We start from the raw sequence: 24,368 nt of genomic DNA, 5'->3' as shown, positions 1-24,368 counted from the left end.
CCCGGTGGCGGTACTCCGGGCAGGTCGTGGGCCATGGAGGCGGCGACGACCTGGTGCCACGCGGCGGCCTCGGCGGCCGAGACGCTCTGGAGCGGCATGACAGATACAGCTTCGGGCAATTCAGACAAAATGATGGCTTTCGTGGTCGGGGCGGTCGTACGTGATGAGGCTGCGTCATGCCGTAGTGCCGGACTCCAGCGGTCGAGATCGGCGTAGGCAGGGATCCACCGGGCGGTGCAGGCGGCGTAGGCGGGTGCGGACAGGCGGGCGAGGAGCCTCTTCGCCGTCGGTTCGTCGGCGCCGTCCAGCAGCCAGGGCAGCAGCAGCGGTGCCTCTTGGTCGATGTACTGGGCCTGGACCCGGCTGAAGTGGCCCCACTGCTCGGCCGTGAGCACCCGCCGGGCCACCGGGAGCACCGTTCCCTCCTCGTGCTCGAGGTGGCCTGCCAGGCCGCGGGTCAGCGCGTCGGCGAGCTGGCCCAACCGCAGCGAGTCTGCACCGGGGTCGGTCAGCGCGCAGTCGATGGCCTGGATCACCGTGGCGATGGCGGCGTGTTCGGCCTCCATCACCTCCAGCAGCGCCAGGTCCCTCGGCCGGCCGGCCAGATTCCGCCGCAGCGACGGCCACAGCGCGTCGTCCTCGGCCGTGTGGTGGGCATGGAGAGCCTTCTTGAACAGCGCCCATCCGGCAGTGGTGGCCAGCACCTGCCGCAATTCATGGTCCGCTGCCGTCGTGAGCCGGTCCAGATGGGCCAGTTCGCGGCGCAGGGCGTCATGCATCGCGTACACCACGGTCAGATCGATGGCGTCGCTCATGAGCGGTTCGAAGGCGTTCCGGTGGGACACCTCGTCGCGTCCGACCGAACGAATGGGGGTTTGTGCACGCGTGACTGCATGCCTCAAAGATCTTGCGGTTCGCCCATATGATCAAGGAACACTTGTGCGCGCTTCGATAACCGCCAGGTTATCGACGAGGAGCCGGGGGCCGGTGGAGCTGCGGGCGCCATGGACGTCATGGTCGTCTGGCTGCCGGTGGAGGAGCCGGACCTCACCGTCGGGCCGACCTTGTGCACCGACCCGCGGGGCCGTTCGAGCGAGCGCATCATGTCCGCGGCATCGGACACCTCCGATGAGCTGATCAGACGAGAGGCTTCGGCTACACCGCTGCGGCGGCGGGCCCCTGCGCGACCCTGGCGTGCTGCATGGCCGTCAGCCTGCGGACGAAGAGCACCGCGAGGACGGCGGCCACGATGTCGAGGACATCGCCGACCAGCATCGTGGTGGCCGCGTCACGCGCGGCGCCGGGGCTCTGGGCACGGCTGTAGGACATGCCCCCGTACCAGCCCAGGAGCCGGGACAGGACGAAGGTGCCCCACCACAGGTTGACCAGGGTCAACGGAAACCTCCGGTAGCCCGCGTCAGCCCCGCAGGGGGTGCTCGACCCCCAGGTCTTCACCGCGATCCGGTACGGCAGCCAGAGGTTGGCGAGCGGTACGAACCAGGCACCGATCGCCCAGCCGCCCGCGAGCTTGTCCGCGCCCGGCACGAACACCTCGGCGTTCGTGCGCACCCGGTGGAACCAGATGATGAAGACGATGCCCGTCACGAACAGGGCGTTGCCCTGGATCGTGCCGACCAGGCCGGTCAGTCGCGCGCCGCGGTCCAGCTCGGCATCGCTGACCGCGGCGGGATCCGTGAGGAGTCCTTCCATGAGCGCGCGGGTGTTCCAGTCGGCGTACACGGCGTAGCAGGCAATCCCGATGACCAGCGCGAACAACGCGGCCAGTGCGACGGCCAGGCCTACGGGCGCGCGCAGCCGTACGCCCTTCCCGTCGAGCGTGGCATACGGGGACGGGGCCGGCGGACCGACCGGAGCTACGGACATGCTGAGAACCCCCCACGGGTACAGGACACGAAAAGGACGCGCCGGACACGGCGGGCCAGGGAGGAACCTACGGCAGCGGGTCCGCCCGCGTCACACCGGTTTCCCCAGGTCAGGCAGGACCCATGAACACAACGACCATCGGGAACCGGTCACACTCATGGGGGTCCGCAGGCCGCGGGGCCTCGCCGCCCTGACCACGGCCGGCTTCACGCTGACCGCGGGGACGACCGTCTTCCTGTTGTTCTATGCCACAGGTTGCAACTGCCTCTGAGCACCCTCCACGAACACCACGTTCGTGGTGTTCGTGGAGGGTGAGCGCAGCCTTTAAGCTGCGGGATTCGGCGGTACCCGCAGACAGACAAGGTGAACATGTTCGAGTCGGTGCAGGAAAATCCCTACCCTGACAGCCACGTCCTCGGCGAGGGCGCCGAGCCGCACCCGCTGCTGCGGCCCGTACTGCCCCTGCTGGGACGCTGGCACGGCCGGGGACAGGGCGAGTACCCGACCCTCGAGAAGGACTTCCGCTACGAGCAGGAGATCACCTTCAGCCACGACGGGCGCCCCTTCCTGCGCTACGAGGCGCGCGCGTGGCTGATCGACGGGTCCGGGGCGCCGGTGCGGCCGGCGGGCCGTGAGGCCGGGTGGTGGCGGGTGACTCCCGACGCCGGCCTGGAGGTCGTGCTCGCCCACCCGACGGGCATCGTGGAGACGTACGTCGGGCGGGTGTCCGGTACGGGGTTCCACATCGAGACCAAGGAAGTGGCGCTGACCCCGTTCGCCAAGGAGGTCACCGGCACACGGCGGCACTACACGGTCGGGAACGGCGAGATGACGGTCGTCCACGACATGGCCGCCGTCGGGCAGCCCCTGCAGCACCACCTCACGACGCGCCTGCGGCGGCGCCCGTCGTAGGTGGCGTCCGCGCGAGATCACCCGGGTGCCCCGGCACGGGCTGCGGGTGCTGCGGCCCGCGCCGTCGCACACTCGGTGGCAGGCCGGAGCCGAAGGCCGTGACCGTTGGGAGTGGGCGACCGTGGTGGATGTGGAACGACGCTCGGCCCTGGCGGGCCTGCTGTGCGCGGGGTTCGGCGGGCTCGCCGGGTTCGCGGGGCTCGCCGGGTTCGCGCCCGCCTCGCCGGCCGCCGCCGCGCCCGCGCCACGGCGCACCGCCCGGGCCGCCTCCGGACCCCGCCCGCCGGCGTCGCTGCTGGGCGACGAGATCCGCCGGCTGCCCACCTCCCGCAAGGTCCTGGCCCTCACCTTCAACGCCGCCTGGGACGTCGACGGGATCGACACGGTGCTGGCCGAACTGCGCCGGCGAAAGCTGCCCGCCACCTTCTTCCCGACGGGCGCGTTCGCCGAGGCCCACCCCGCGGCGGTGCGCTCCATCGCCGACGCGGGGCACGGCCTCGGCAACCACTCGTACAGCCACCCCTACTTCGACGACCTCAGCACCACCGAGCGGGCGGACGAGGTACGCCGGGCCGACGCGGCCATCCGGGCGGCGTCCGGGACCGAGCCCCTGCCGTTCTTCCGTTTCCCCTACAGCTCCACCACCCCGGAGTCCATCACCGACGTCAACGACCTGGGATACGCGGCGATCGAGTTCAGCGCCGACACGAACGGCTACCTCGGCCCGCAGGGCGGCATGACCGTGGACAAGGCCGTCGAACGGGCCGTCGACGCCTTCGTTCCCGGGGCGATCATCCAGATGCACGTCGGCAGCAACGGCTCCGGCGTCGTCCTCGACGCCGAAGCCCTTCCCCTGATCGTCGACGCCGCCCTGGCCGAGGGCTACGAGGTCATCGACCTGAGCCAGTTCCTCGAAGCCGCGGCGGGGGCCCGCTGACGGCCGGTCCGGCAGGCGCAACCGGTGCGCGCCGGGGCCGCCGACCCCGTACTGTCTCCCTGTCGGTCACGGGGAGTGGGCATACATGCAGGTTGGATCCAGACGCGGCTTCCTGGCCGCGGCGGCGGCCCTCACCGCCTCGGCGTCCGTCGGCGCCTGCCGCAGCAGGGACGACGGGAGCGCCGACCCGCTCGACGTCTCGGCGAGCGCGAATCTGCCCGCCGCCCCGGAATCCCTGGCCGCCGACGGCACCACCATCGTGCTCGGCGACCCCGGCGCTCCCCTCGCCGTCCGGCTGTACGAGGACATGAGCTGCCCGGCCTGCGCCGAGTTCGAGACGGAGGGCACCGCCCCGTATCTGAAGCGCGCGGCCCGCAACGGCGCGCTGCAGCTGCAGTTCACGCTGGGGTCCTTCCTCGGCCCGGGATCGAAGCTCGCGGCGAACGCCCTGCGCGCCGCGCTGGATCAGAACAGGTTCGCCGACTACCACGCCCTGCTGTACCGCGAACAGAGCAGGGTGCGGAAGTCCGGGGGCTTCACGCGGGACCTGCTGCTGGGCATGGCCATCATGATTCCGGGCCTGCGCGGCCCGGAGTTCGACGCGGCGGTGCTGGAGACGAAGCACCGGGACTTCGTCGAAGCCGCCGACGAGGCGCTCCGTACGTCACCCGTCGTGGGAACTCCCGCCATGGCGATCGGCGGAGCCTTCGTCCCGTCGGACAGCCACGCGCTCTACACCGACCGCAGCCGCCTCTACCGGCACCTCAGGAAGGCGGCCGGGGCCGGGGAGTAGGCGAGACCGCTGCTGCGGAAGAGGTCACCCCGGCTCCCCAACCCCTGTGCGGCCGCCGCCCGTTGCCCGGTCGGTTATGGTCCGACTCGGCACTGGCGGATCGGAACACGGGGATGTGACGGGTGAGCGAGAAGGAAGTTCTGGCGCAGCGCTTCGAAGAGCACCGCTCCCACCTGCGGGCGGTGGCCTACCGGATGCTGGGCTCGCTCAGCGAGGCGGAGGACGCCGTACAAGAGGCCTGGTTCAAGCTGAACCGCTCCGACACGGCCGCGGTGGACAACCTGGGCGGCTGGCTGACCACCGTGGTCGGCCGGGTGTGTCTGGACATGCTGCGCTCGCGCGGCACGCGGCGCGAGGATCCGCTGCACGACGAGGACGGGCAGGTCCGCCTTCCCGACCCGATCGTCAGCCGCGCGGACGGACTCGACCCCGAGCAGGAGATCCTGCTGGCCGACTCGGTCGGCATCGCCCTGATGGTCGTCCTGGACACCCTCGCCCCCGCCGAGCGCCTGGCCTTCGTCCTGCACGACCTGTTCGCCGTGCCCTTCGACGAGATCGCCACCGTGCTCGGGCGTTCCGCCGCCACGACCCGGCAGCTCGCGAGCCGGGCCCGGCGCCGTGTCCAGGGCGCGGCGCCCGCTCCGGACCCCGACCGGGCCCGCCTGCGCGGCATCGTCGACGCCTTCCTCACCGCCTCGCGCGGCGGGGACTTCGAGGCGCTCGTCGCGGTCCTCGACCCCGACGTGGTGGCCCGCTCCGACGGCGGCGCGCTGCGCCCCACGCTGCTCCGGCACGGCGCGGCCGAGGTCGCCTCCCAGGCGATCACTTTCGCGCGGTTCGCCGAGGCGGCCCATGCGGCGCTGGTCAACGGGGTCCCCGGGGTGGTCGCGATGGCGGAGGGCCGGGCGCTGTCGGTCATGGCCTTCACCATCCGGGACGGCAGGATCACCGCGCTCGACATCCTCACCGACACCGAGCGGCTGGCACGCATCGACCTGAGCGTCCTCGACGGCTGAGCCGCCATCGGGCCGACCCGCGAAGTGATCCGCCTCACACCCTGTCACAACCCGGGGCCGCGCGGTGTCTTGATGTCGAACCGGTCGAGAAGAAGGAGAGACATCATGACGCAGCACACCGAAGTGGTCGTGATCGGCGGCGGATACGCAGGTGTCATGGCGGCCAACCGCCTGACGCAGCGGGACGGCGTGACGGTGACCCTGATCAACCCGCGTGCGACGTTCGTCGAGCGGATCCGCCTGCACCAGCTGGCGGCCGGGACCGATGACGCGGTCGTCGAGTACCGCGAGGTCCTGGCCGAGGGCGTCCGGCTGGTCGTGGACACCGTGACGCGGATCGACGCCCCGGGGCGGAGCGTGGCGCTGGGGACCGGCGCCGCGCTCGGCTACGACTACCTGGTCTACGCGGTGGGCAGCGGCAGCGCCGACCCGCGCGTGCCCGGGGCCGCCGAGTTCGCCCACCCGATCACCACCCTGGAGGAGGCGCGGCGGCTGCGGCCGGTCCTCGACGCCGCAGCCCCCACGGCGGCGGTGACGGTGGTCGGGGCGGGGCCGACGGGCATCGAGGCCGCCGCCGAGCTGGCGGAACAGGGCCGCCGCGTGACCCTGGTCTGCGGTGGGGTGCTCGGCCCCTACTTGCACGGCCGGGGCCGCCGCTCGGTCGCCGGGCGGCTGGCCAGGCTCGGGGTGACCGTGCTCGACGGCCCCGGGACGAAGGTGACGGCGGTGACGCGCGACGCGGTGGAGCTCGGTGACGGCCGCGAGGTGCCGAGCGAGGTGACCGTCTGGACCGCCGGCTTCGGCGTGCCGGACCTGGCCGCGCGCAGCGGGCTGAGCACGGACGCCCTGGGCCGCCTGCTCACGGACGAGACGCTGACGAGCGTGGACGACGTGCGCGTCGTCGCGGCGGGCGACTCGGCGGCCCCGTCGGACCTGCCGCTGCGGATGAGCTGCCAGGCCGCGATCCCGCTGGGCGCGCGGGCCGCCGACACGGTGCTCAGCCGGATCGACGGCGAGCAGCCCTCGACCCTCAACCAGGTGTTCGCCGGACAGTGCATCAGCCTGGGCCGACGCGCCGGCATCTTCCAGTTCGCCCACAAGAACGACGTGGCGCTGTGGTTCCACATCGCCGGTCGGACCGGGGCGAAGGTCAAGGAGCTCGTCTGCAAGGGCACCGTCAAGCACCTGGCGGACGAGGCGGGAAAGCCCGGTTCGTACGGCTTGCACCGCGTCTCGGGAGGGGACCAGCGCGGGCGGCGGCTGCGGGCCGAGCTCGGCGAGACGGCGGCCGCCGCCGCACGGTCGGTCTGACCGCCCCTGTCCGCTCTCAGCCGGCGGGCCGCCCGATCGGGATCCGCCGGCACCCGGGCCGCGGTGACCGACGAGCGCACCCGGACGAACTCCCGGGCCCCGAACCGCCTTCCGCAGCACTCCGGCGCGCGCTGCGCCCCCCGCACCTCACGGGTCGTGACCGAGGGAATTCAGCAGGTAGTAATTAGGTGAATTCCTGACTGAATTCCCGTCAATAAGCCTCCGGTTCATATCTCGATTTGATAACAACCCACCCGGAAAGGCCTGGACCATTGGCGCGCGACGCGCGTAACTCCCCTTATTTCACTGCGAGTTGAGTGTTCGTCAAATCACGCCGACAGGTAACGGAATGATTTCTCGGAGCGCGCCCCCGTTTGTCCGAATTCTCCTCCGCATTCGTCTGGCAGGCTTCCGCGCACCCAGTCTTCCGACAACGATTTGAGGTGCCCATGACAGGACGTCGCAGACGGCCTGCCGCCGCCGACCACCGCCGCAAACCCCGGCGGTTGATACTCGTCACCGCCGCCACGGCAGCGGCGGGGCTGATAGCCGCAGGCATCGCGTACTCCGGAATCGGCGACGGCGCCCAGGCTGCGGCTCCCGTGGTGGAGGCCGCCGCCGAAGCACCGGCCGCCGCACCGGCCCGTGACCAGGAGCCGGATCCGATCGCGGCCGCGCCCGCCAACGAGACCGCGCGCGGCATGATCTACGACGGCCTCAAGGCCGCGCCGAAGGGCGACCGGTGCGTGGGTGTCTACCGCACCGACACCGGGCTGTGCACGCACGGTCCCGACGCCCCGCCCAAGGGCGTCGACATCACGAAGGACATCGAGCCCGCCGTCAAGGAGACGGCTCCGGCGGCCGATCCGGCCCGCCCCGAGGCCGATGACCCGGCGAGCAAGGAAGGCGGCGGGCGTCCTCAGGACGCGCCCGCGGCCGACGCGTCGAAGGCCACCAAGGCCTCCGCACCCGAACCCGCGGCCGGCGCCGCGGCCGGCGGCCAGAACGTCGCCGCCGGCCCCGCCGGCCAGACCGTCCAGTGCGACGGAGACGGCAGCACCGGCAACCGCGTGCAGGTCGTCTACGTCCACGCACCGGGCAAGGACCGCTACTCCGAGTACGTCGCCTCGTTCCGCAAGTGGGCGGCCGACGCCGACCTCATCTACTCGGCGAGCGCCCAGGAGACCGGCGGAGTACGTCACATCCGCTATGTGACGGCCGCCGACTGCACCCCCACCGTGCTCAACATCGAGCTCCCGGCCTCGGCTCTCGCCGAGTTCAGCGCGACCAACAACGCGCTCGCCGGCAAGGGTCTCGACCGTCGTGACCGCAAGTACATGATCTTCGCCGACACCCAGGTCTACTGCGGCATCGGCACGTTCGCGGGCGACGAGCGGCCCGGCCAGGCCAACCAGAGCAACTTCGGCCCCTCCTACGGGCGTACCGACTCCGGCTGCTGGGGCGGTCACACCGCCGCGCACGAACTCGGACACAACCTGGGGGCGGTCAACAACAGCGCCCCGAACACCAGCCGTGGCGCGCACTGCACGGACGAGTACGACGTAATGTGCTACTCGGACACCCCGTACTACCCGCAGATGCGCAACGTCTGCACCAACCAGGCGTCCGAGAACATCCTGGACTGCAACCACGACGACTACTTCCACACCAGTCCCAAGCCCGGAAGCTACCTGGCCACGCACTGGAACATCGCGGACAACCAGTTCCTGATGAAGACCAAGGGCGGCGGCACGGACCCGGGTCCGAACCCCTCCCCCACGCCCACCAAGAAGCCCTCGCCGACGCCGACCAAGAAGCCCTCGGGCGGACCGGCCGTGACGGCGGGCCAGATCCAGTCCGACTCGGTCGTCGTGAGCTGGCCCAAGGTCGACGGCGCCTCCTGGTACGCGGTGCAGCTCGACGGCAAGCACCTGACGTGGGTCCAGTCCCAGGTGCTCCGCATCTACAACCTGCAGCCCAACACCGCCTACAAGGTCACCGTCTCGGTCCGCGACAGCTCCGGCCGTGACAGCGGACCCGGCAAGGCCGCGTCCTTCCGTACGACGGGAGCGGGCGGCGGCACCACCACCCCGGGCGCCAAGTACGTGCTCGGAAACGGCAGCAGCGGCATGGCCGCGGAGCTGTGGGGCGGCCGCACCGCCGACGGCACCGTCCTCGTGGGCGGCCGCACCAACGGGTACGCCCAGCAGCAGTGGTACTTCGACGACGCGGGCAACGGCCAGGTGCGCATCCGGTCGGCGGCCTCCGGCAAGTGCCTCCAGCCGGGCGGGACCCCCGCCGCGGGCATGTGGGTCGCACAGCAGCCGTGCGGCAACGGCAACGGCGCGCAGGCCTGGAAGCTGGCGTCCCGAGGTGGCGCGGTGACCGTGACGGACGCGAGCGGCGGCTTCGCCCTCACCGTCAGCAACCGCCCCTACTACGGGTACTGGCTGCTCGACCTCCAGCGTGCCGACGGCCGCGCGACGCAGGCCTGGACCCTGCAGAAGTCCGGCTGATCACCGTCATGGCGCAGCACTTCCTGACGCCCTGACGGCGTGAACCCACCCGGCGGACGGCCGCACCGCGCGGCCGTCCGCCGGTACCCCTCATCTTGACCGGAGCACCCCGACGATGCGCATACGAATCGTTTTCTCGGCCGCCCTGGCCGCACTCGGCCTCATGTTCCTGCTCCCCGCCGCGGCCCACGCCCACGGTGACACCGTGAAGGTGGTGGTGACCGGGCAACGGGAGGGTCACGTCACCGCCGACGTCACCTGGGAGAACGACGGGGACGCCGTGGACGAGACCGTCGCCGCGACCGTGAACGCGGTCAGCGCCGACGGCTCCCGCACCATGGGGCCCTGGCGCCTGGTGCGCGATCCCGCCGCGGCGCCGGCGGGCTGGACCACGGCCGAGGCGCTGCCGCCGGGTTCGTGGAAGGTCAGCGTCGACGTGGGCTTCCCGGCCCTGGGGCACGGCGAACTCGAAGTGGGCGTACCCGTGGTGGACCCGGCTCCGGTCGCTCCGGCCCCGGTCGCCTCCGCGGCGGCTCCCGCCCCGTCGTCCGCCGCGCCGGCGTCCTCGGCGGCCTCCCCCGCCTCGGCACCGGCCGCCTCCACGCCTCAGGCCGCGGAACCGGCCGCCGACACCGAGGGGTACGCCGTCTGGTGGACGACGGCGGGTGTGGCGGTGACCGCCGTGGCGGGCGCGGCCGTGGGTCTCCTGCTCCGCAACCGCCGGCGCATGCGGCTCGACCGTCTCAACTAGCCCAGGTCCGGGCGAGTCCCCGAAGCCCCGGTCACGGGGGGCCGGAGCGCCAGGGGGTGTCTTGTCGATCGGGCCCGGCCCGTACGGCAGGGCACCCCCTGCGCCGTGTCTACCGGCCCGTGGCCACCGCGGCGGCGACCGCCTCGGCGAAGCGCTCCAGCCCCTGCGGGTTGATGCGCAGGAACAGGTTCGGTTCGATCAGTTCCAGCTCCATGACCACGGGTTCCCTGTCCCCGTTCAACGCCAGGTCCACCCGGGCGAACAGCAGGTCGCCCGGGGCCGGAACCGCGGCCAGCGCCGCCCCTGCCGTACGGAGCTCCGCCTCCGACGGCCGGTAGGGGGCGGCACCGGGGTGCGGCACCCTGAAGTTGTCGATCAGCCCCGCCTCCGTCAGCAGGGCTTCCTTGCGGATCGCGTGGCTGAAGGTGCCGCCGAAGAAGATCAGCGCGCGCTCCCCCTCCTCCACCAGCGGCAGGTACGGCTGGACGATCGTGGTGCGGCCCTGCTCCAGCAGCATCCGCGCGTGGCGCTCGGCGTCCGCCCGGCGGCCGGGCTCGTAGCGCGCGGTGTCCCGTGCGCCCGAGGAGACGGCCGGCTTGACCACCACTCCGTGCGGCCCGTCGAAGTCCGCCGCGTCGCAGGCTCCGCCCGGTTCGAGGACCGTGGTCGGTACGACCGGGACCCCGCGTCCGGCGAGCTCCAGCAGGTAGCGCTTGTCGCTGTTCCAGCGCACCAGCGGCGCCGGATTCCACAGCCGGGTGACCTTGGCCGTCGTGTCCGCCCAGGCCAGGAACTCCGCAAGCCGGTCCGCGTAGTCCCAGGTCGACCGGATGACCGCGAGGTCGTAGCCGTCCCATCCCGGTGCGTCCGCGTCCCAGGCCACCGCCTGCGCGGACAGGCCCGCGGCGCGCAACGCCGCCAGGATCAGCGGGAGATCCGCGTCCTGGTCGGCGCCGCCCTGGCTCGTCACGACCGCGATCCTCGCCGTACCCATGCGCGTCTCCCGTCCTCACGCCTCGGACCGCCCGGTGCGGCCGCAACCCCGGACGATCACTCTTCCACACACGCCGTGGCGGGAACCCGGCCGCCCGGTCGTGCGTCGTACCCGAGGTGGAAGACGGTCCGAGGCAGACAGGCGGGGCTCCGGTGGCGGTGGACGTGGCGGGGAGCGGCGCGCGGCGCACCGCCCGGTGGCGCTGGGGCGCCGATGCCCGGGGCCGGACGCCCTGGACGCGCGGGCGTGTTACCGCGGCGCTCGCCGTACTGAGCGCCGCGCTGCTGGTGTTCCACTCCGCGGTCCCCAATGCGGTGGGCCGGCTCGGCAGTGCGCTGGAGGCCTTCCTGCCCTGGCTGGGGCTCGCGGTCCCGGTCCTGCTCGTCCCGGCGCTGGTACGCCGCTCGTTCACCGCGCTGGTGGCCTTGCTGCTGCCCGCGGCCGCGTGGGCGGGCCTCTTCGGCGGGCTGCTGCTGCCGGCGGACGGTGGCCCGCACGACATCACGGCCCTCCAGCACAATGTGAGTGACGAGAATCCGGACCCCACGGGCACCGCGCGCGCCCTGATCGGGTCCGCGCCGGATCTCATGGCCCTGGAGGAGCTCACGCCGTCCGCGCTGCCGGCCTACGAGGCGGCGCTGGCGGCCGCGTACCCGTACCACGCGGTCGAGGGCACGGTCGGACTCTGGTCGAGGCACCCGCTCACCGACGTCCGCCGTGTGGACATCAGACCCGCGGGCTTCGGGGAGGGCTGGAACCGTGGCCTGCGCTGCGGTGTGCGCACGCCCGGGGGCGAGATCGCGGTGTACGTGGCGCACCTGCCCTCGGTCCGTTTCCGGGCGAGCGGTTTCGGCTCCGGCCCGCGGGACGAGAGCGCGCGGCTGCTGGGAGCGGCCGTCGCCGCCGAGAAGCTGGAGCGGGTGATCCTGCTGGGTGACCTCAACAGCACGGTGGACGACCGCGGGCTCGCCCCGCTGACCTCCCGGTTGAGTGCGCCGCGGCGGGGGCTCGCCCTCAGCTGGCCCGCGGCCCTGCCGGTCGCCCGGATCGACCAGATCCTGACCCGCGGGGCGGCCGCTGCCGAGGTCCGGACGCTGCCCGCCACCGGCAGCGATCACCTGCCGGTCGCAGCCCGCATCAGACTGGACGCCTCATAGCCGGATGGCGATCTTGCCGCGCACCCGGCCGTCCCGCAGGTAGCGAATGGCGTCGGGTACCTCGGCCAGCGGGTAGGTCCGGTCGACGGCGGGGGTCACCGAGCCCGCCTCGATGAGTTCGGTGAGGGCTTCGAGGTCGCGGTGGCGCACCAGGGTGCTGTGGGCGCGCAGCCGGTGGCCGACGAAGGGCGACAGCAGCATCGCGGCCAGCTGCCGCTGGTTGCCGCCGATCCAGTTGCCGCCGCCTTCCCCGCCGACGATGACGAGGGTCCCGCGGGGGGTGAGGGCTTTGCGCAGCCGGGCGATGGGCCGGTTGCCCGCGATGTCCAGTATGACGTCGTAGCGGCGGCCGCCGTCGACGGGATCCTGCTGCGTGTAGTCGAGGACCTCGTCGGCGCCGAGGGAGCGGACCAGGTCGGTCTTGGTGGTGCTGCACACTCCGGTGACGTGGGCGCCGTAGGCCTTGGCCACCTGTACGGCGAAACTGCCCACGCCGCCCGAGGCGCCGAGGACGAGGACGCTCTGGCCGGCCTCGACCTTGCCGCTGTGCCGTACGGCGCCCAGGGCGGTGCACGCGGAGACGGGCACGACCGCGGCCTGTTCGAAGCTGAGGGAGGCGGGCTTGGGTGCGAGGGTGTTCTCCTTGGCGCGGGCGTACTCGGCGAACGACCCGGAGCAGTTGCCGTACACCTCGTCGCCCGGCCGGAAGCGGGTGACCTCGGGGCCGACGGCTTCGACCACCCCCGCGACGTCCATGCCGCGGACGCGCGTCCTGGGTGTCCGCAGGCCCGACACGGCGCGGACCGCGTAGGGCATGCCCGCCATGAGGTGCCAGACGCCCTGGTCGACGCCGGCCGCGTGCACCCGTACGAGGACCTCGCCCCGGCCCGGCTCCGGCCGGTCCGTCTCTTCGATGCGCAGGACCTCGGGCGGTCCGTAGACGTCCTGGACGATGGCCTTCATGCGTCGTCTCCCTCGGTGGAGGTGTACTGGAACACGGTGTCGAGCGGTACGGCAAACGCGCGCGCGATCTCGAACGCCTTCTCCAGGGAAGGCGAGTAGCGGCCCTGCTCGATGGCGATGACGGTCTGACGGGTCACGCCGATCCGGCGGGCGAGCTCGGCCTGGGTCATCTCGCCGTTGGCGAAGCGCAGGGCCCGGATGCTGTTGGTGACCCGGGTGGGCCTCACCACGGGTGGAAGCCCAGCCGGTACGAGACGATCTTCGCGGTCGACGCGAGCAGCGCCGACAGGACGAATCCCAGGTAGATCGCATTGGCGATCCAGAACTGGTCCGCCTCGGCCATCGCCAGGATCATGCCGGTCACGGCGCCGATCGCGACGAAGGACTGGCCGATGTGGTCACCGAACTGGTGGATCTCCCGGTCGCGCTGGTCCTTGACCTGGCCCTCCTCGGGCGAGAGCAGCGCCACGGTGATGTGGAGCGCGATCGAGGCGGCGATCGCCGCGCCGACCGTCCACAGCAGCGCGGCGGCGTAGGGCTGCTGGGTCAGAGGTCCGCTCCCGGACCGCCCGAGAACGACGGCCAGATACGCCCCGTACGACACCACCGTCACTACGATCATGATCCACGCGCGTTTCTCCTCGACTGCCACTGCCGCTCCCCATGTAAAGAAAACCCGACATCGGCAGTGTCAAGGAATCAGGACATGGTGTCAATATTTCTTTACTTCGTCGGGCAGCGGACCGCACGCCGTGGGCTGACGGCTGGAGCCGGGTCCAGGAGCTGCTTCTCAGCGCCCCGGGGCGGGGGGCGCTTCGAGGAGTTCGGGCCCGTTGTTGCGCACGCTGTTGACCGCGGTCGACACGGCGCGGACGTCGAGCCGGCCGCCCGCGGGGGCGGCGAGCAGGGCGCGCAGTGCGTCCGGGTCCTGGTGGGACGGGTCGAGCCAGGCCTCGTAGTCCGCCGGGGCGAGTGCGAGCGGCATCCGGGGGTGGACCCGGCCGGCGGCGTCGGTGGCCTCGGTGGTGATGATCGTGCAGGTCGCCCACCACGCCGCCGGATCGTCGTCGTCGGCTACGGCGGGGTCGCGCCAGAACTCGTACAGCCCGGCCATCGCCATCACGTCGCCGTCCTCGGGACGGATGAAGTACGGCTGCTTGTAGGCCTTCACGGAGCCGGAGGCGGGCACGGGCTCCCACTCGTAGAACCCGTCGGCGGGCAGCAGGCACCGGCGCTTGGCGAAGGCGCGCCGGTAGGCCGGCTTCTCGTGCACCGTCTCCACCCGCGCATTGATCATCTTCGCGCCGCCGGCCAGGCTCTTCGACCACGAGGGCACCAGCCCCCACCGCAGGGGGCGCAGTTGCCGCTCCAGTACCCCGCTCTCCCGGTCGGCGCGCTCCAGCACCGCCCACACGGCATCGGTGGGGGCGACGTTCCAGCTCGGCTCCAGCACGTGCCCCGGATCCGGGGGCGTGGCCCGGAAGAGGCCGGACAGGTCCTCGGGACTGCGGGTGGAAGCGTAACGGCCGCACATACCGTCCACCCTGCCAGCTGAACCGGGTCCGCGCAGGCTACGCCGCGAAGTCGCCCGGGCCGGGGCCGTCGTGGCGGTTCACCTGATGGATGCGCAGCGCGAGTTGGAGCTCCAGCGCCCGCTCCGGGCGCTGCCAGTCACGGCCGAGCAGGCTGCCGATGCGGTCCAGGCGCTGCACGACGGTGTTGACGTGCACGTGGAGGGCCTCGGCGGCCCGGGACTGGCTCGCCCCCGTGTCGAAGTAGGCCCGCAGGGTGTGGGTGAGGTCGGTGCCGCGCTTCGCGTCGTACGCGAGCACGGGGCCCAGCGTCTGCCGTACGTAGCCGCCCAGATCCGTCCGGTCGCCGAGCAGTACGCCGAGGAAGCCCAGGTCGTGGAGGGCGGCGCCGGTGCCTTCGCGGCCCAGGGCGCGCAGCGCGGTCCGGCAGCGGCGTGCCTCGGCGTAGGCGTCGGCGTACTCCGCGGGACCGGTGACCGGACCGGCGGCTCCGACGGTGACGGGACCGGCGAGGACCTGGCGCAGCTCGTTCGCGAGGCTCGCGGCGGCGGGGCCGGGGCCCGGTCCGGGGGCGGGATCCCCGGCGGGGCAGACCAGGACCACATCCTCGTGGTGCAGTCCGGCGAGCCCCTTGCGGGCCTGGGCGATGCGGGCGGCGGCCGCCAGCAGGCGGGGCCGGGGCACGGCCCCGGTGTGCAGGACGAACACCGCGTGCGGGTGGCCCAGGTTCATACCGAGCCGGCGGGCCCGCGCCGACAGTCCGGCCGGGTCCGCGGCCCGGGTGAGCAGGTCGCCCAGCAGTTCGCCCCGTATCCGGTCCTCGGTCTCGGCGACCGAACGGCGCAGGAGCAGCAGCAGGGCGGTGACCAGGCTGGCGCGCTCGAAGAGGCGGCGGTCGGCGGCGTCGAGGTCGGCGCGGCCGGTCAGGGCGATGCTGCCGAGCAGTTCCTGCCCGGCGAGGACCGCGCACACCCAGGTTCCGTGGACGAATACGGCGCGTCCGCCGGCCCGCGAGGCGGCGACGGCCTCGGCGGACGGGGGCTGCGGGCCGGTGCCCGCCCGGGCGAGCTCGGCCCCCTCGGCGTCGTGGACGAGGGTGCCGCCCTGCAGGACGGTGCCGATGGCGGCGGCCACGTCGGTGACGTCGCCACCGCGCAGCACCAGGTCGGTGAGCCGGTCGTGGGCGTCCTCGGCCCGGCGCATGGCCTCGCTGTGCGCCTCGATGGTCCGCGAGGCCGCGTTGAGGTCGACCAGTGCGGTGCGCGTCTCGTCCAGCAGGCGGGCGCCGTCGATGGCGATGGCGGCGTGGTCGGCCAGGGAGGACAGCAGGGCGACCTCGTCGGGCGTGAAGGTACGGGCGGTGCGGTCGGCCGCGTAGAGAACGCCGATCACCTGGGTGCCCAGGCGCAGCGGTACGCCGAGGATGGCCCGCAGGCCCTCCTCGGCGACGGCGCTGTCGATCGTCGCGGTGTGCCTGAAGCGCTGGTCGTCGCGGTAGTCGCCGGTGGAGTACGGGCGGGACGTCTTCGCGACCAGTCCGCCCAGCCCCTCCCCCATCCCGAGGCGCACGCGCTGGAAGGCGGCGGAGACCGAACCGTCCGTCACCCTCATGTAGGTGTCGCCCGCTTCCTCGTCGTTGAGGGACAGGTACGTCACGTCCGTGCCGAGGAGCAGCTTGGCCCGGTGGACGATCGCCTTCAGTACGGCGTCCGGTTCCCTGAGCCGGGCGAGGTCGCCGGCGGTGTCGAAGAGGGCGGCGAGTTCGGCCTCGCGGCGGCGGTGCTGGCCGAGGGTGCGGCGGATGCGGAGTGCGACGCGGGTCGCGTCCGCGATCACCGCCGCGTCCGCGGCCGCCTCCGAACCGGCTTCCGCGTCGGGAAGTTCACCGGCCTGGAACGCCTCGGCGGGTGCGCCCTGGTCCAGCAGGTCCAGGAGGTTGCGCAGCCGCAGCAGCGCACCGGTGCCGGTGCCGGAGCCGGTGCTCCCGCTGTCTTGGGTGGTGGGCATCGGGTGCTCTCCGTGGTGCTCGACGCGGACGGGGGCGGCACCGCTCGATCCGGTGCCGCCCGCGCTCAGCAGGCCCGCAAGGCTCGTAAGGTCAGTTGTCGGCGGGCACCGGGCCGTGCCCGCCCTGGCGGGCGGCCGGGACCGGTGCGCGTACCGGGGTGTGTTCCCGGGCCAGGCTACGCCCGCGGGTCTCCTTGGCCACCAGGACGGTCAGTGTGGTGACCGCCGCCGCCGTGGCGAGATAGACGGAGACGGGCAGGGACGAGTCGTAGTCGCGCAGCAGGGCCACGGCGATGATCGGTGCGAGCGCGCCGCCGATGATGGAGGCCAGCTGGGACCCCATCGATGCGCCGGAGTAGCGGACCTCGGTGTCGAACATCTCGGAGATGAACGCCGCCTGCGGTCCGTACATCGCTCCGTGCAGGAGCAGTCCGACGGTCACGGCCGCGGCGATCACCGGGAAGGACTTGGAGTCCAGCAGCGCGAAGAACGCGAACGCCCAGCCGATCATGCCCACCGAGCCGAAGAGGGTGACGGCGCGGCGCCCGATGCGGTCGGACAGCGCGCCCCAGGCCGGGATGGCCACGAAGTGGACGGCGGAGCCGATGAGTACGGCGTTCAGGCCGTCGCTCTTGGGCAGCCCGAGGTGGCTGGTGACGTAGACGAGGAGGAAGGCGGTGATGACGTAGTACGAGATGTTCTCGCCGAGGCGGGTGCCGATCGCGGTCAGGACCCCGCGCCAGTTCGTGCGGAACACCTCGGCCACGGGCGGCTCGGCCTTGGCCCCGGCGGCGGCCCGCTCCGCGGCCCTGGCCTGTGCCTCCAGGAAGACCGGGGACTCCGAGACGGACATCCGGATCCACAGGCCGATCATCACCAGCACCCCGGAGAGCAGGAAAGGGATCCGCCAGCCCCAGGCGAGGAAGGCCGCGTCGGACTGTACGGCGGCCAGGACGGCGAGTACCCCGGTGGCCAGCAGATTGCCTCCGGGCGCGCCGGCCTGCGGCCAGGAGGCCCAGAAGCCGCGGCGTTCGTCGTCCCCGTGCTCGGAGACGAGCAGCACCGCCCCGCCCCACTCGCCGCCGAGCGCGAACCCCTGGATCAGGCGCAGGAGGGTCAGGAGGATCGGGGCGCCGACGCCGATGCTCGCGTGGGTGGGGAGCAGGCCCATGGCGAAGGTGGCCCCGCCCATGAGGAGCAGGCTGAGGACGAGCAGCTGTTTGCGGCCGATCTTGTCCCCGTAGTGGCCGAAGACCAGCCCACCCAGCGGGCGGGCGGCGAAGCCGATCGCATAGGTCAGGAAGGCGAGGAGGGTACCGACCAGGGGCTCGCTGCCGGGGAAGAACAGCTCGTTGAAGACCAGTGCGGCGGCCGATCCGTAGAGGAAGAAGTCGTACCACTCGATGGTGGTTCCGATGAGGCTGGCGGCGACGATTCTCCGGATGTTGCCGGGGCTCGCTGACGGTGTGGCAGAGGCGGCCATGAGTACCACTTCCGGGCTGGGGGCGAGGACGAATCCGTGTCGCCACACCATAGGAACGCGCATGTCAACGGCACATGGTGCCCGTCGCTACACTTCCCACCCCGCGGATGTGGACCGCACCCATGCCGCCATCCGACCGACCCTGCTGGCGCCTCCAGCTGGCCGCAGCAGGCGCGGAGGACGTCGCCGGGCAGTACGGCCTGGTACGGCTTCGCTCATCGACGCCGCCTCCCGGGCCCTCTTCCGCTGCGACGTCCGGACCCACCACCGCGCGTGAGGGGCGATGCGACAACCATTCCAGTGCTGGTCCGGTGCCCGAACCCTGCCGACGCCACTGGCACCGGCAGGTGCCGGCGCGGTCCCCGGCGAATCATCCGGGCTCAATTTCCGCTACGGCCAACGCACTTGGCGTGGGCCCACCTATGCTCTTGCTGCCGCAGCCGTTACACCGCACCTGCGCCGCGGCCAGACGTGCCATGAGGCGCACGCGCCTGTGAGGGGGAGACCGTGACAGAGGCCGGCCTGCAGATCCTTGTCAACGCGAACGACGAGGAATTCGACGACGTGGCGGAGGCCCGCGGAGGCACTAAGGGACTGCGGCGAACCGCCAACGGTGAAGTCGCTGCGGTGCCGGTCAGGGTCGAGCAGCTGCGTGCCAACCTCGAAAGCACCGTCGATGCGTTGCGTGAGGTGTTCGGCCGGATCGCCGACGCCGGCGGCCGGTTCCCGCTCCGGGAGGTGCAGGTTTCCTTCGAGGTGTCCGCCAAGGGCGGCATCCGGTTGATCGGCACCAGCGAGGTCGAGGGGAAGGGCGGAATCACCATGGTCTTCGGTGCCGGTGAGAGCAACCGGTAAGTCCATGAGTCGCCATCGTGCACTGCTGCTGTTTGTTCCCCGCTTCCAGTCAGCCGAGTGGCAGGACCTCGGCTACCTTGAAGGCGAATTCCGCAATGTCTGGACGGCACTTGCCGAGTGCGGGTACGAGATCGCGGACAACAGCAGCTGTGACGACAAGGAACTGACGCGCCGGGGGCTGACCGAAAGGGTCCATAGCTTTCTCCGGAGCGGACGCCGTGGTGACCACCTCGTGGTGTATCTCAGTGGTCATGGCTTTTACCACAACCGGACTCTGTGGTTCGTCGGTTCGGATTCGGGCGTCAGCGAGGATCTCATAGACAGCTCCAACCTGCCGCTGGACGGCCGCTGGGCCGAGACCGTCGAACACGCTGCGCCGGTGGAGAACGTACTCTTCGTCGTCGACGCGTGCCGGGAGCGACTGCCCACGGACCGGCACGAGCGCTTGTCGCCCGTACAGCCGCTGGTCGGCCACGACAGGCTCACCTACCTGCTGGCCTGCGCTCCGGCAGAAGTGGCGGCATACTCCGGAAACGGTGACGAGAGGGCCAGCCTCTTCACCAAGGCACTCCTGAACGTCTTGAGCGACGGGCACGACGAACTCCCCGCAGGCCGGCTTCATGAGTTGCTGACCGCCGAGATGGCCGATCTGCAGGAGAGGTACCGGGGCCACCTGCCCGCCCGGCTCGACCAACGGCCGAGGCTGAGCGGCGAGCACGGGGAGAGGCAGTTCCCGTTCCTCCCGAGCAGGGAGCGCCCTGGTCAGGAGCGTCTCCGCCTGCTGGCGGAGCACGCCGTGTGGGACCACACGGACGCACGGGGCAAGCGGCTGAAGCAGACGGTGCAGGCCGTGGTGAAGACGGTCAGCGACCAGCTGGAGGAAGAACGCCGGACCCTCGCGAACCATCCCTGGATCGACTGGGAAGCGGACGAGAGGGCAAGCCGCTGGCTGAGCCTGCTCGTCAAGTCGTACTTCACCGACAGCCAGTTCAGCGAGGCGGAAGTCGCCCTCCTCACCTTGGCACCTTTGCTCTACCACGTCCAGTGTGTCCACAACGCCCAGCAGACGGAGAGGGAGCTTCCGCGTTTCAACGACGAGGACGATGAGTGGGCCGACTACTCGTCGCTGCTGCAGCGCGTCGCCCTCGGGCGCGAGCCGGCGCCCCGGGAGAGGGACATCCGGACTGTTCGTCTCTGGCTCCTGCAGCAGCGCAGGTCCCGGCTGAGCGTCGCCAGCGACCGCGTGTCCGACGGCACTCTGGAGGCTTGGCGGCAGCTGTCGAAGTCATCGCCCTGGTCGCTCCTGACCGAGTTGTTCGATGTGAAGCTGCTTTCGTGGCTGTTCCAGGCGATGCAGCACGGCGGCAGCATCCTGGCCTCTCCGCCGACCGAGGCGAGCCCGGCCGCGGGTACGGTCCGCCGCAGGCTGATCGGCTACCTCCTCACCCTTGCGCAGGCCATGGCACTGGACCTGGCCGATATGCCGCGCGTCCTGGTGGACCACCTCCGCAGCGACGACGGACTGACCTTCCGGCAGGCCAAGAAGGCCATCGAGAAGGCGGTGTGGACGACCGGGGACAGCAGCCTGGCGCTCGAGGCCGAATGCCCGCATCAGGCCGTGATGGCCGCCTTGCAGGAGCACGCCGCTTCCGTCGACGGGCTGCTCTACCACGCGAGCCACCGCGTCCCCTCCGACAGCGGAAGCGCGCCGGAACTCGTCCGTCTCCCCGTTCGGGCCTCCAGCGACCACGTCCTGCCCGAGAAGGACGAACGGGGTCTCAAATTCCTCTCCGTCGCCACCCGCTTCGGCCTCGACGGCGCGCGCGTACGTGACCTCCTGACCGGTGAGCAGTTGTACAAGGACCGCTCCCTCGCCGTCCGGGAGCTCTACCAGAACGCCATGGACGCGTGCGCGGTCCGCCAGGCGCGCGAGCAGTCGAATCCGCCCAGGGAAGCGGGAGGGCCGCCGTGGGAGCCCAGCATCAAGATCTACCAGAAGAGCGACGGCAACCGCGTGTACATCGAGTGCGTCGACAGCGGCTCGGGGATGGACCGCTACGAACTGGTCGAGGCCTTCGCCCAGGGTGGAGCACGGCTTTCCCACCTCGCCTCCTTCCAGCAGGAGCAGGCGGAGTGGGAGAGCCGAGGGATCGACTTCCACCGCAACAGCAGGTTCGGCATCGGCGTCCTGAGCTACTTCATGCTGGCGGACGAGATTCAGGTCGTCACCCGCAAATTCGAGCGTAACCGTACGCACGGCCAGACGCTGCGCGTCACGGTGTTCGGCCCCGACGACCTGTTCGAGGTCAAGGACCACCAGGTCGACGACGATCACTTCAACGGCGACGCCTGCGGTACCCGGGTCAGGCTCTGTCTCAATCCACGGCGCGCCGCCGACGTCTCCTGTGTGCAGTCGCTGCGCAACGTTCTGGCGATCGCCCGATTCCCCACCCTGGTGACCCACGAGGAGAGGGGCGAGTCGGAGGAGTGGGTACCCAACGAGTTCCGGCCCCGCGCGGGGAGCAGGATCGACGCCGGTGGACGGGTCGTCCCCGGCGGGTACGGGGACGTTTTCTGGTGCGAGCGGGGAGGCGCCCTCCTCGTCGACGGCGTCGTGGCAGAGGCCATGTGGCCCCAGGACGCGACGGTGCCCCTTGCAGGGAAGATGACCTTCGAGGGAGCGGTGGTCAACCTACGAGGCCGCATCGGATTTCCCGGCCGGGGGAACCATGCCGTCCCACGCTTGTCCGTCGACCGCAACTCGGTCCTCGACGACGTGAGCGAGCCCGTCGTCGAGAGACTGCGGCGGGCTGTCGACACCCTGCACGAGTCCGGGCTGCTCACGGAGGAGTGGCTCGGGAGCATGGCAGAGCAGGACCTGCGGATCGCCGATGCCGTGGTGGCCGCACTGACCTCCACCCCGGCCACAGTCACGGACAGCCACGGATCGTATGCGCTCCGGCGCACGGGCTATTTTCCGGGCGACCACGACCTACGGGCCAGTTGGGCCGGCCAAGCCCGGCCCGACCGCTTCATTTTCGACCCGACCCTCAACACCTTGTGGCTGCCCGACCACCTGGCACTGTGGCGGTATTCGGCACACTTCCCGGACGAAGTCGCCCATGTTCTCGCGGAACACCGCCCTGACGATTTCCTCACGGCTCCGCTGCGGCACGCGCTGCCTTCCCACGCTTACGCGGTGGGCTACTCCGGCTCGGATCGCGGCGAGACGACCCTGTGGCACTCCGGTACAACCCTGTGGCACTCCGCTCTGCGACTTGCCGACATCGCGAGGCACGCAGAACGCGCCAGTCTCGGAATCACCGATACGATCAAGAGCCTTCGACCCCTGAACATGGTCTGGGAGGGGCCCGACCTCCAGCCGGACCTGCCCTTGGCGGAGTTCCTCGCCCTGCTCAGCTGGGACGGTGACGGCCGCGACCCCTGGCTGGAGCAGGGCGATCCGGTGGCCGTGCACAGCCTCCTGAACGCCGCGGAGAACACGAATCGTCCCGTAGGGCAACTGCTCGACCTCATGGACCGACTGGGTTACTCGACCCGGCACTGCGAGTACCTACGAGACCCTGGTTCGCGTCTGTTCGCGCTGGCCCACGTCGCAGTCAGCCAGCATTTCAACGGCAGAGGCCCCTGGGCGCCTCGCGCCAACGCCGAGCGGATCCTCCAGTTCGCACAGGTGATGGACATGTCTCCCAGCCAGGCACGCGCCGTCCTTCTTGAGGTCGGCGTCCAAGTCTCACACCCGGAACGTGTGCTGAGCGACGACGAAGGCACCTGCGAACTGGTGCATCGAAAGTACGCGGTGAGTGACGACCCCGACCCCTCTCGCGCCGTATTCGTCCCCGCTCACGTTCACTGCATCGCCCTGGAGGAACGCAGAACGGCCGAAGCGACGGTTCGCCGTCTCCAGGCTCTCGGCTACACCGTGCCCAAGGACCTGACTGCCGCCCTTCCTGGCATCCCTGACGAGCTTGCCGGTGTGCTGACAGCCGCCGCGCAGATCCTCAAACTTGACGGAGTCGTGCCCTTGCCGGCGCTGCATGTGCTCAGCGAGCGCACAGAACGGCCGATGAAGGAGGTGGCCGACCATCTGGGGGCGCTGGGGCTTCAGGTGCCGTTCCGTCAGATTCCTGACTCTCTCACCCCACAGGACGTCCGGCTGCTCAGCAAGTACGCGCGGCAGGACGGTGCGCAGTGGACCGACTGGCTGGCCCCTGACGTCCCGGTTCCCGTCGCCCACATCCTGCTCGCGGCCGCCGTCCTTGCGGTTCCCGTCGAAACGTGCGCCGGTCGCCTTCGGCACCTGGGGATGACGACCGAGTCGCTGGACGGTACGGCAGACCGGCGAGAAATGACCGGTGCCGACGAGGAGACCCTGGTCGGCCGGTGGATTCCCTACGCGCGGGATGCTGTCGAACCGGTTCCGGCCGGCCACTTCATCTCCGTGATGGCCATGCACGGATGGACGCAGGAGGAGACACACAAGGAGTTCACGCTCCGCGGCCTCACCGTTCAGGAGGGGCCGCACACCGAGAAGGAGTCCTCCGTTCTCGAATACGGTGCGCTTCTGAGCGGGGCGGGAGGCGGAGCATCGCCGTTCGTGCCGCTTGACGTCACTTGGCAGACCGAGCGAGTGGTGCGACTGGCCGACGCGGCGAGCCGCCCGATCACCGAAATACGCTCCCTCCTGGTCGAATTGGGGGTGCCCGTGCCCGCGCTGCCCCACGGGACAGGCCGTGCTCCCAAGACGTACACCGCGCCGAAGCGCGGCAGTCTCGGTTCATCGGCACTTCCACCCGCCCCAGAGGAGAGCAGGACGATCCATCCCGATGAAGCGTCTTTCTTCAGGACCGGGAAGTTTCCCCTGCTCCCCGAAGAACCCGTCATCGCGCTGCCCGCGGCCCATGTCTACGTCCTCGCTTCCGTGAAACACGGCAGCCTCCTCACCACCCAGAAGCGACTCCTGGCAGCCGGGATTCCCGTTCAGGAATACGACTACCCCGACCGTGCGCCCAATCTCAATGAACTGAGACTCTTGCGGCTGAACGCGTCCCACATGAGCCCGTGGCTGGATCCGTACACGCCGGTCCCGCTGGAGCATCTGCTGGTAACCGCCCACCTGCTCAGCATGACCGTGACCGATGTCGCCGAACGCCTCGCGGCCCTCGGTGTGAACGTGCCGGACGTCGGCCGACTGGTCGCAGACGCGTGGGCGAGGGTTCCGAAGGAATCCGACTGA

At 71.1% G+C, this 24,368-nt stretch carries 19 protein-coding genes; 10 read left to right on the top strand and 9 right to left on the bottom strand.

Translation table 11 applies throughout. The annotated features are described in order from the left end of the window. Nucleotides 1–815 (bottom strand): hemerythrin domain-containing protein (locus tag ACZ573_RS32265; RefSeq protein ID WP_471311120.1); only part of this gene is annotated, 815 nt, incomplete at its 3' end. 340 nt (nt 816–1,155) lie between these two features. Further along, a complete protein-coding gene (locus ACZ573_RS32260; RefSeq protein WP_471311117.1) occupies nt 1,156–1,884 on the bottom strand; it encodes a DUF4328 domain-containing protein in 729 nt (242 codons plus the stop codon). Between the two features lie 369 nt (nt 1,885–2,253). Between ACZ573_RS32260 and ACZ573_RS32255 the strand changes: the two genes are divergently transcribed. The 7 genes from ACZ573_RS32255 (at nt 2,254) to ACZ573_RS32225 (ending at nt 10,120) form a co-directional block, all read left to right on the top strand. Beyond that, nucleotides 2,254–2,796, top strand: coding sequence for a heme-binding beta-barrel domain-containing protein (locus tag ACZ573_RS32255; protein ID WP_471311115.1), 543 nt, complete (start codon nt 2,254–2,256; stop codon nt 2,794–2,796). Between the two features lie 130 nt (nt 2,797–2,926). Next, complete coding sequence (locus ACZ573_RS32250) at nt 2,927–3,733, top strand: polysaccharide deacetylase family protein (protein WP_471311112.1); 807 nt, start codon at nt 2,927–2,929, stop codon at nt 3,731–3,733. An 85-nt stretch (nt 3,734–3,818) separates the two neighbouring features. Beyond that, a complete protein-coding gene (locus ACZ573_RS32245; protein WP_471311109.1) occupies nt 3,819–4,526 on the top strand; it encodes a DsbA family protein in 708 nt (235 codons plus the stop codon). 122 nt (nt 4,527–4,648) lie between these two features. Then, nucleotides 4,649–5,542 (top strand): sigma-70 family RNA polymerase sigma factor, encoded by an 894-nt coding sequence (locus ACZ573_RS32240; RefSeq protein ID WP_471311106.1) that lies wholly within the window; start codon nt 4,649–4,651, stop codon nt 5,540–5,542. Between the two features lie 105 nt (nt 5,543–5,647). Continuing rightward, nucleotides 5,648–6,853: an NAD(P)/FAD-dependent oxidoreductase gene (locus ACZ573_RS32235; protein ID WP_471311104.1), complete on the top strand. Its 1,206-nt coding sequence runs from the start codon at nt 5,648–5,650 to the stop codon at nt 6,851–6,853. A gap of 449 nt (nt 6,854–7,302) precedes the next feature. Next, nucleotides 7,303–9,369 carry an RICIN domain-containing protein gene (locus ACZ573_RS32230; RefSeq protein ID WP_471311101.1) on the top strand — a complete coding sequence of 689 codons (2,067 nt, stop codon included), beginning with the start codon at nt 7,303–7,305 and terminating at the stop codon, nt 9,367–9,369. A 115-nt stretch (nt 9,370–9,484) separates the two neighbouring features. Further along, a complete protein-coding gene (locus ACZ573_RS32225) occupies nt 9,485–10,120 on the top strand; it encodes a hypothetical protein (protein ID WP_471311099.1) in 636 nt (211 codons plus the stop codon). Nucleotides 10,121–10,229: 109 nt separating this feature from the next. Here the strand turns inward: ACZ573_RS32225 and ACZ573_RS32220 are convergent, their stop codons facing one another. Continuing rightward, the gene (locus ACZ573_RS32220) at nt 10,230–11,114 is read right to left on the bottom strand and encodes an ATP-grasp domain-containing protein (RefSeq protein WP_471311097.1); all 885 of its coding nucleotides are present in this window, start codon (nt 11,112–11,114) and stop codon (nt 10,230–10,232) included. A gap of 269 nt (nt 11,115–11,383) precedes the next feature. Here ACZ573_RS32220 and ACZ573_RS32215 point away from each other — a divergent pair, with 269 nt between their 5' ends. Then, the gene (locus tag ACZ573_RS32215) at nt 11,384–12,271 is read left to right on the top strand and encodes an endonuclease/exonuclease/phosphatase family protein (RefSeq protein ID WP_471311139.1); all 888 of its coding nucleotides are present in this window, start codon (nt 11,384–11,386) and stop codon (nt 12,269–12,271) included. On the opposite strand, the gene ACZ573_RS32210 is transcribed toward ACZ573_RS32215, so the two are convergent. The 6 genes from ACZ573_RS32210 to ACZ573_RS32185 all read right to left on the bottom strand — a co-directional run bounded on the left by ACZ573_RS32210 (nt 12,266) and on the right by ACZ573_RS32185 (nt 18,256). Next, the gene (locus ACZ573_RS32210; RefSeq protein WP_471311094.1) at nt 12,266–13,234 is read right to left on the bottom strand and encodes an NAD(P)-dependent alcohol dehydrogenase; all 969 of its coding nucleotides are present in this window, start codon (nt 13,232–13,234) and stop codon (nt 12,266–12,268) included. The two genes, ACZ573_RS32215 and ACZ573_RS32210, sit on opposite strands and share 6 nt — an antisense overlap. Next, nucleotides 13,231–13,464, bottom strand: a complete 234-nt coding sequence (locus tag ACZ573_RS32205; protein WP_468121262.1) for a helix-turn-helix transcriptional regulator — start codon at nt 13,462–13,464, stop codon at nt 13,231–13,233. The genes ACZ573_RS32210 and ACZ573_RS32205 overlap by 4 nt, the downstream gene beginning before the upstream one ends. Further along, the gene (locus ACZ573_RS32200) at nt 13,458–13,856 is read right to left on the bottom strand and encodes a hypothetical protein (protein ID WP_471311091.1); all 399 of its coding nucleotides are present in this window, start codon (nt 13,854–13,856) and stop codon (nt 13,458–13,460) included. The genes ACZ573_RS32205 and ACZ573_RS32200 overlap by 7 nt, the downstream gene beginning before the upstream one ends. 168 nt (nt 13,857–14,024) lie before the next feature. Beyond that, complete coding sequence (locus ACZ573_RS32195) at nt 14,025–14,768, bottom strand: SOS response-associated peptidase (protein ID WP_471311088.1); 744 nt, start codon at nt 14,766–14,768, stop codon at nt 14,025–14,027. 37 nt (nt 14,769–14,805) lie between these two features. Beyond that, entirely contained in the window at nt 14,806–16,773 is a 1,968-nt protein-coding gene (locus ACZ573_RS32190; RefSeq protein WP_471311085.1) for a helix-turn-helix domain-containing protein, read from the bottom strand. A gap of 91 nt (nt 16,774–16,864) precedes the next feature. Continuing rightward, entirely contained in the window at nt 16,865–18,256 is a 1,392-nt protein-coding gene (locus ACZ573_RS32185; protein WP_471311082.1) for an MFS transporter, read from the bottom strand. A 507-nt stretch (nt 18,257–18,763) separates the two neighbouring features. Here ACZ573_RS32185 and ACZ573_RS32180 point away from each other — a divergent pair. After that, nucleotides 18,764–19,111, top strand: a complete 348-nt coding sequence (locus tag ACZ573_RS32180) for a Pepco domain-containing protein (protein ID WP_471311079.1) — start codon at nt 18,764–18,766, stop codon at nt 19,109–19,111. Between the two features lie 4 nt (nt 19,112–19,115). Continuing rightward, the gene (locus ACZ573_RS32175; RefSeq protein ID WP_471311077.1) at nt 19,116–24,368 is read left to right on the top strand and encodes a wHTH domain-containing protein; all 5,253 of its coding nucleotides are present in this window, start codon (nt 19,116–19,118) and stop codon (nt 24,366–24,368) included.

This window comes from Streptomyces sp. NPDC040545 (assembly GCF_055595065.1).
This window is presented reverse-complemented; position numbering and strand designations above follow the sequence as displayed.

Coding starts and splice junctions, on each gene's coding strand:
- ACZ573_RS32200 (WP_471311091.1), bottom strand. CDS start 13,856: ATGATCGTAGTGACGGTGGTGTCGTACGGGGCGTATCTGGCCGTCGTT.
- ACZ573_RS32220 (WP_471311097.1), bottom strand. CDS start 11,114: ATGGGTACGGCGAGGATCGCGGTCGTGACGAGCCAGGGCGGCGCCGAC.
- ACZ573_RS32210 (WP_471311094.1), bottom strand. CDS start 13,234: ATGAAGGCCATCGTCCAGGACGTCTACGGACCGCCCGAGGTCCTGCGC.
- ACZ573_RS32190 (WP_471311085.1), bottom strand. CDS start 16,773: ATGCCCACCACCCAAGACAGCGGGAGCACCGGCTCCGGCACCGGCACC.
- ACZ573_RS32225 (WP_471311099.1), top strand. CDS start 9,485: ATGCGCATACGAATCGTTTTCTCGGCCGCCCTGGCCGCACTCGGCCTC.
- ACZ573_RS32175 (WP_471311077.1), top strand. CDS start 19,116: ATGAGTCGCCATCGTGCACTGCTGCTGTTTGTTCCCCGCTTCCAGTCA.
- ACZ573_RS32255 (WP_471311115.1), top strand. CDS start 2,254: ATGTTCGAGTCGGTGCAGGAAAATCCCTACCCTGACAGCCACGTCCTC.
- ACZ573_RS32235 (WP_471311104.1), top strand. CDS start 5,648: ATGACGCAGCACACCGAAGTGGTCGTGATCGGCGGCGGATACGCAGGT.
- ACZ573_RS32195 (WP_471311088.1), bottom strand. CDS start 14,768: ATGTGCGGCCGTTACGCTTCCACCCGCAGTCCCGAGGACCTGTCCGGC.
- ACZ573_RS32230 (WP_471311101.1), top strand. CDS start 7,303: ATGACAGGACGTCGCAGACGGCCTGCCGCCGCCGACCACCGCCGCAAA.
- ACZ573_RS32260 (WP_471311117.1), bottom strand. CDS start 1,884: ATGTCCGTAGCTCCGGTCGGTCCGCCGGCCCCGTCCCCGTATGCCACG.
- ACZ573_RS32245 (WP_471311109.1), top strand. CDS start 3,819: ATGCAGGTTGGATCCAGACGCGGCTTCCTGGCCGCGGCGGCGGCCCTC.
- ACZ573_RS32185 (WP_471311082.1), bottom strand. CDS start 18,256: ATGGCCGCCTCTGCCACACCGTCAGCGAGCCCCGGCAACATCCGGAGA.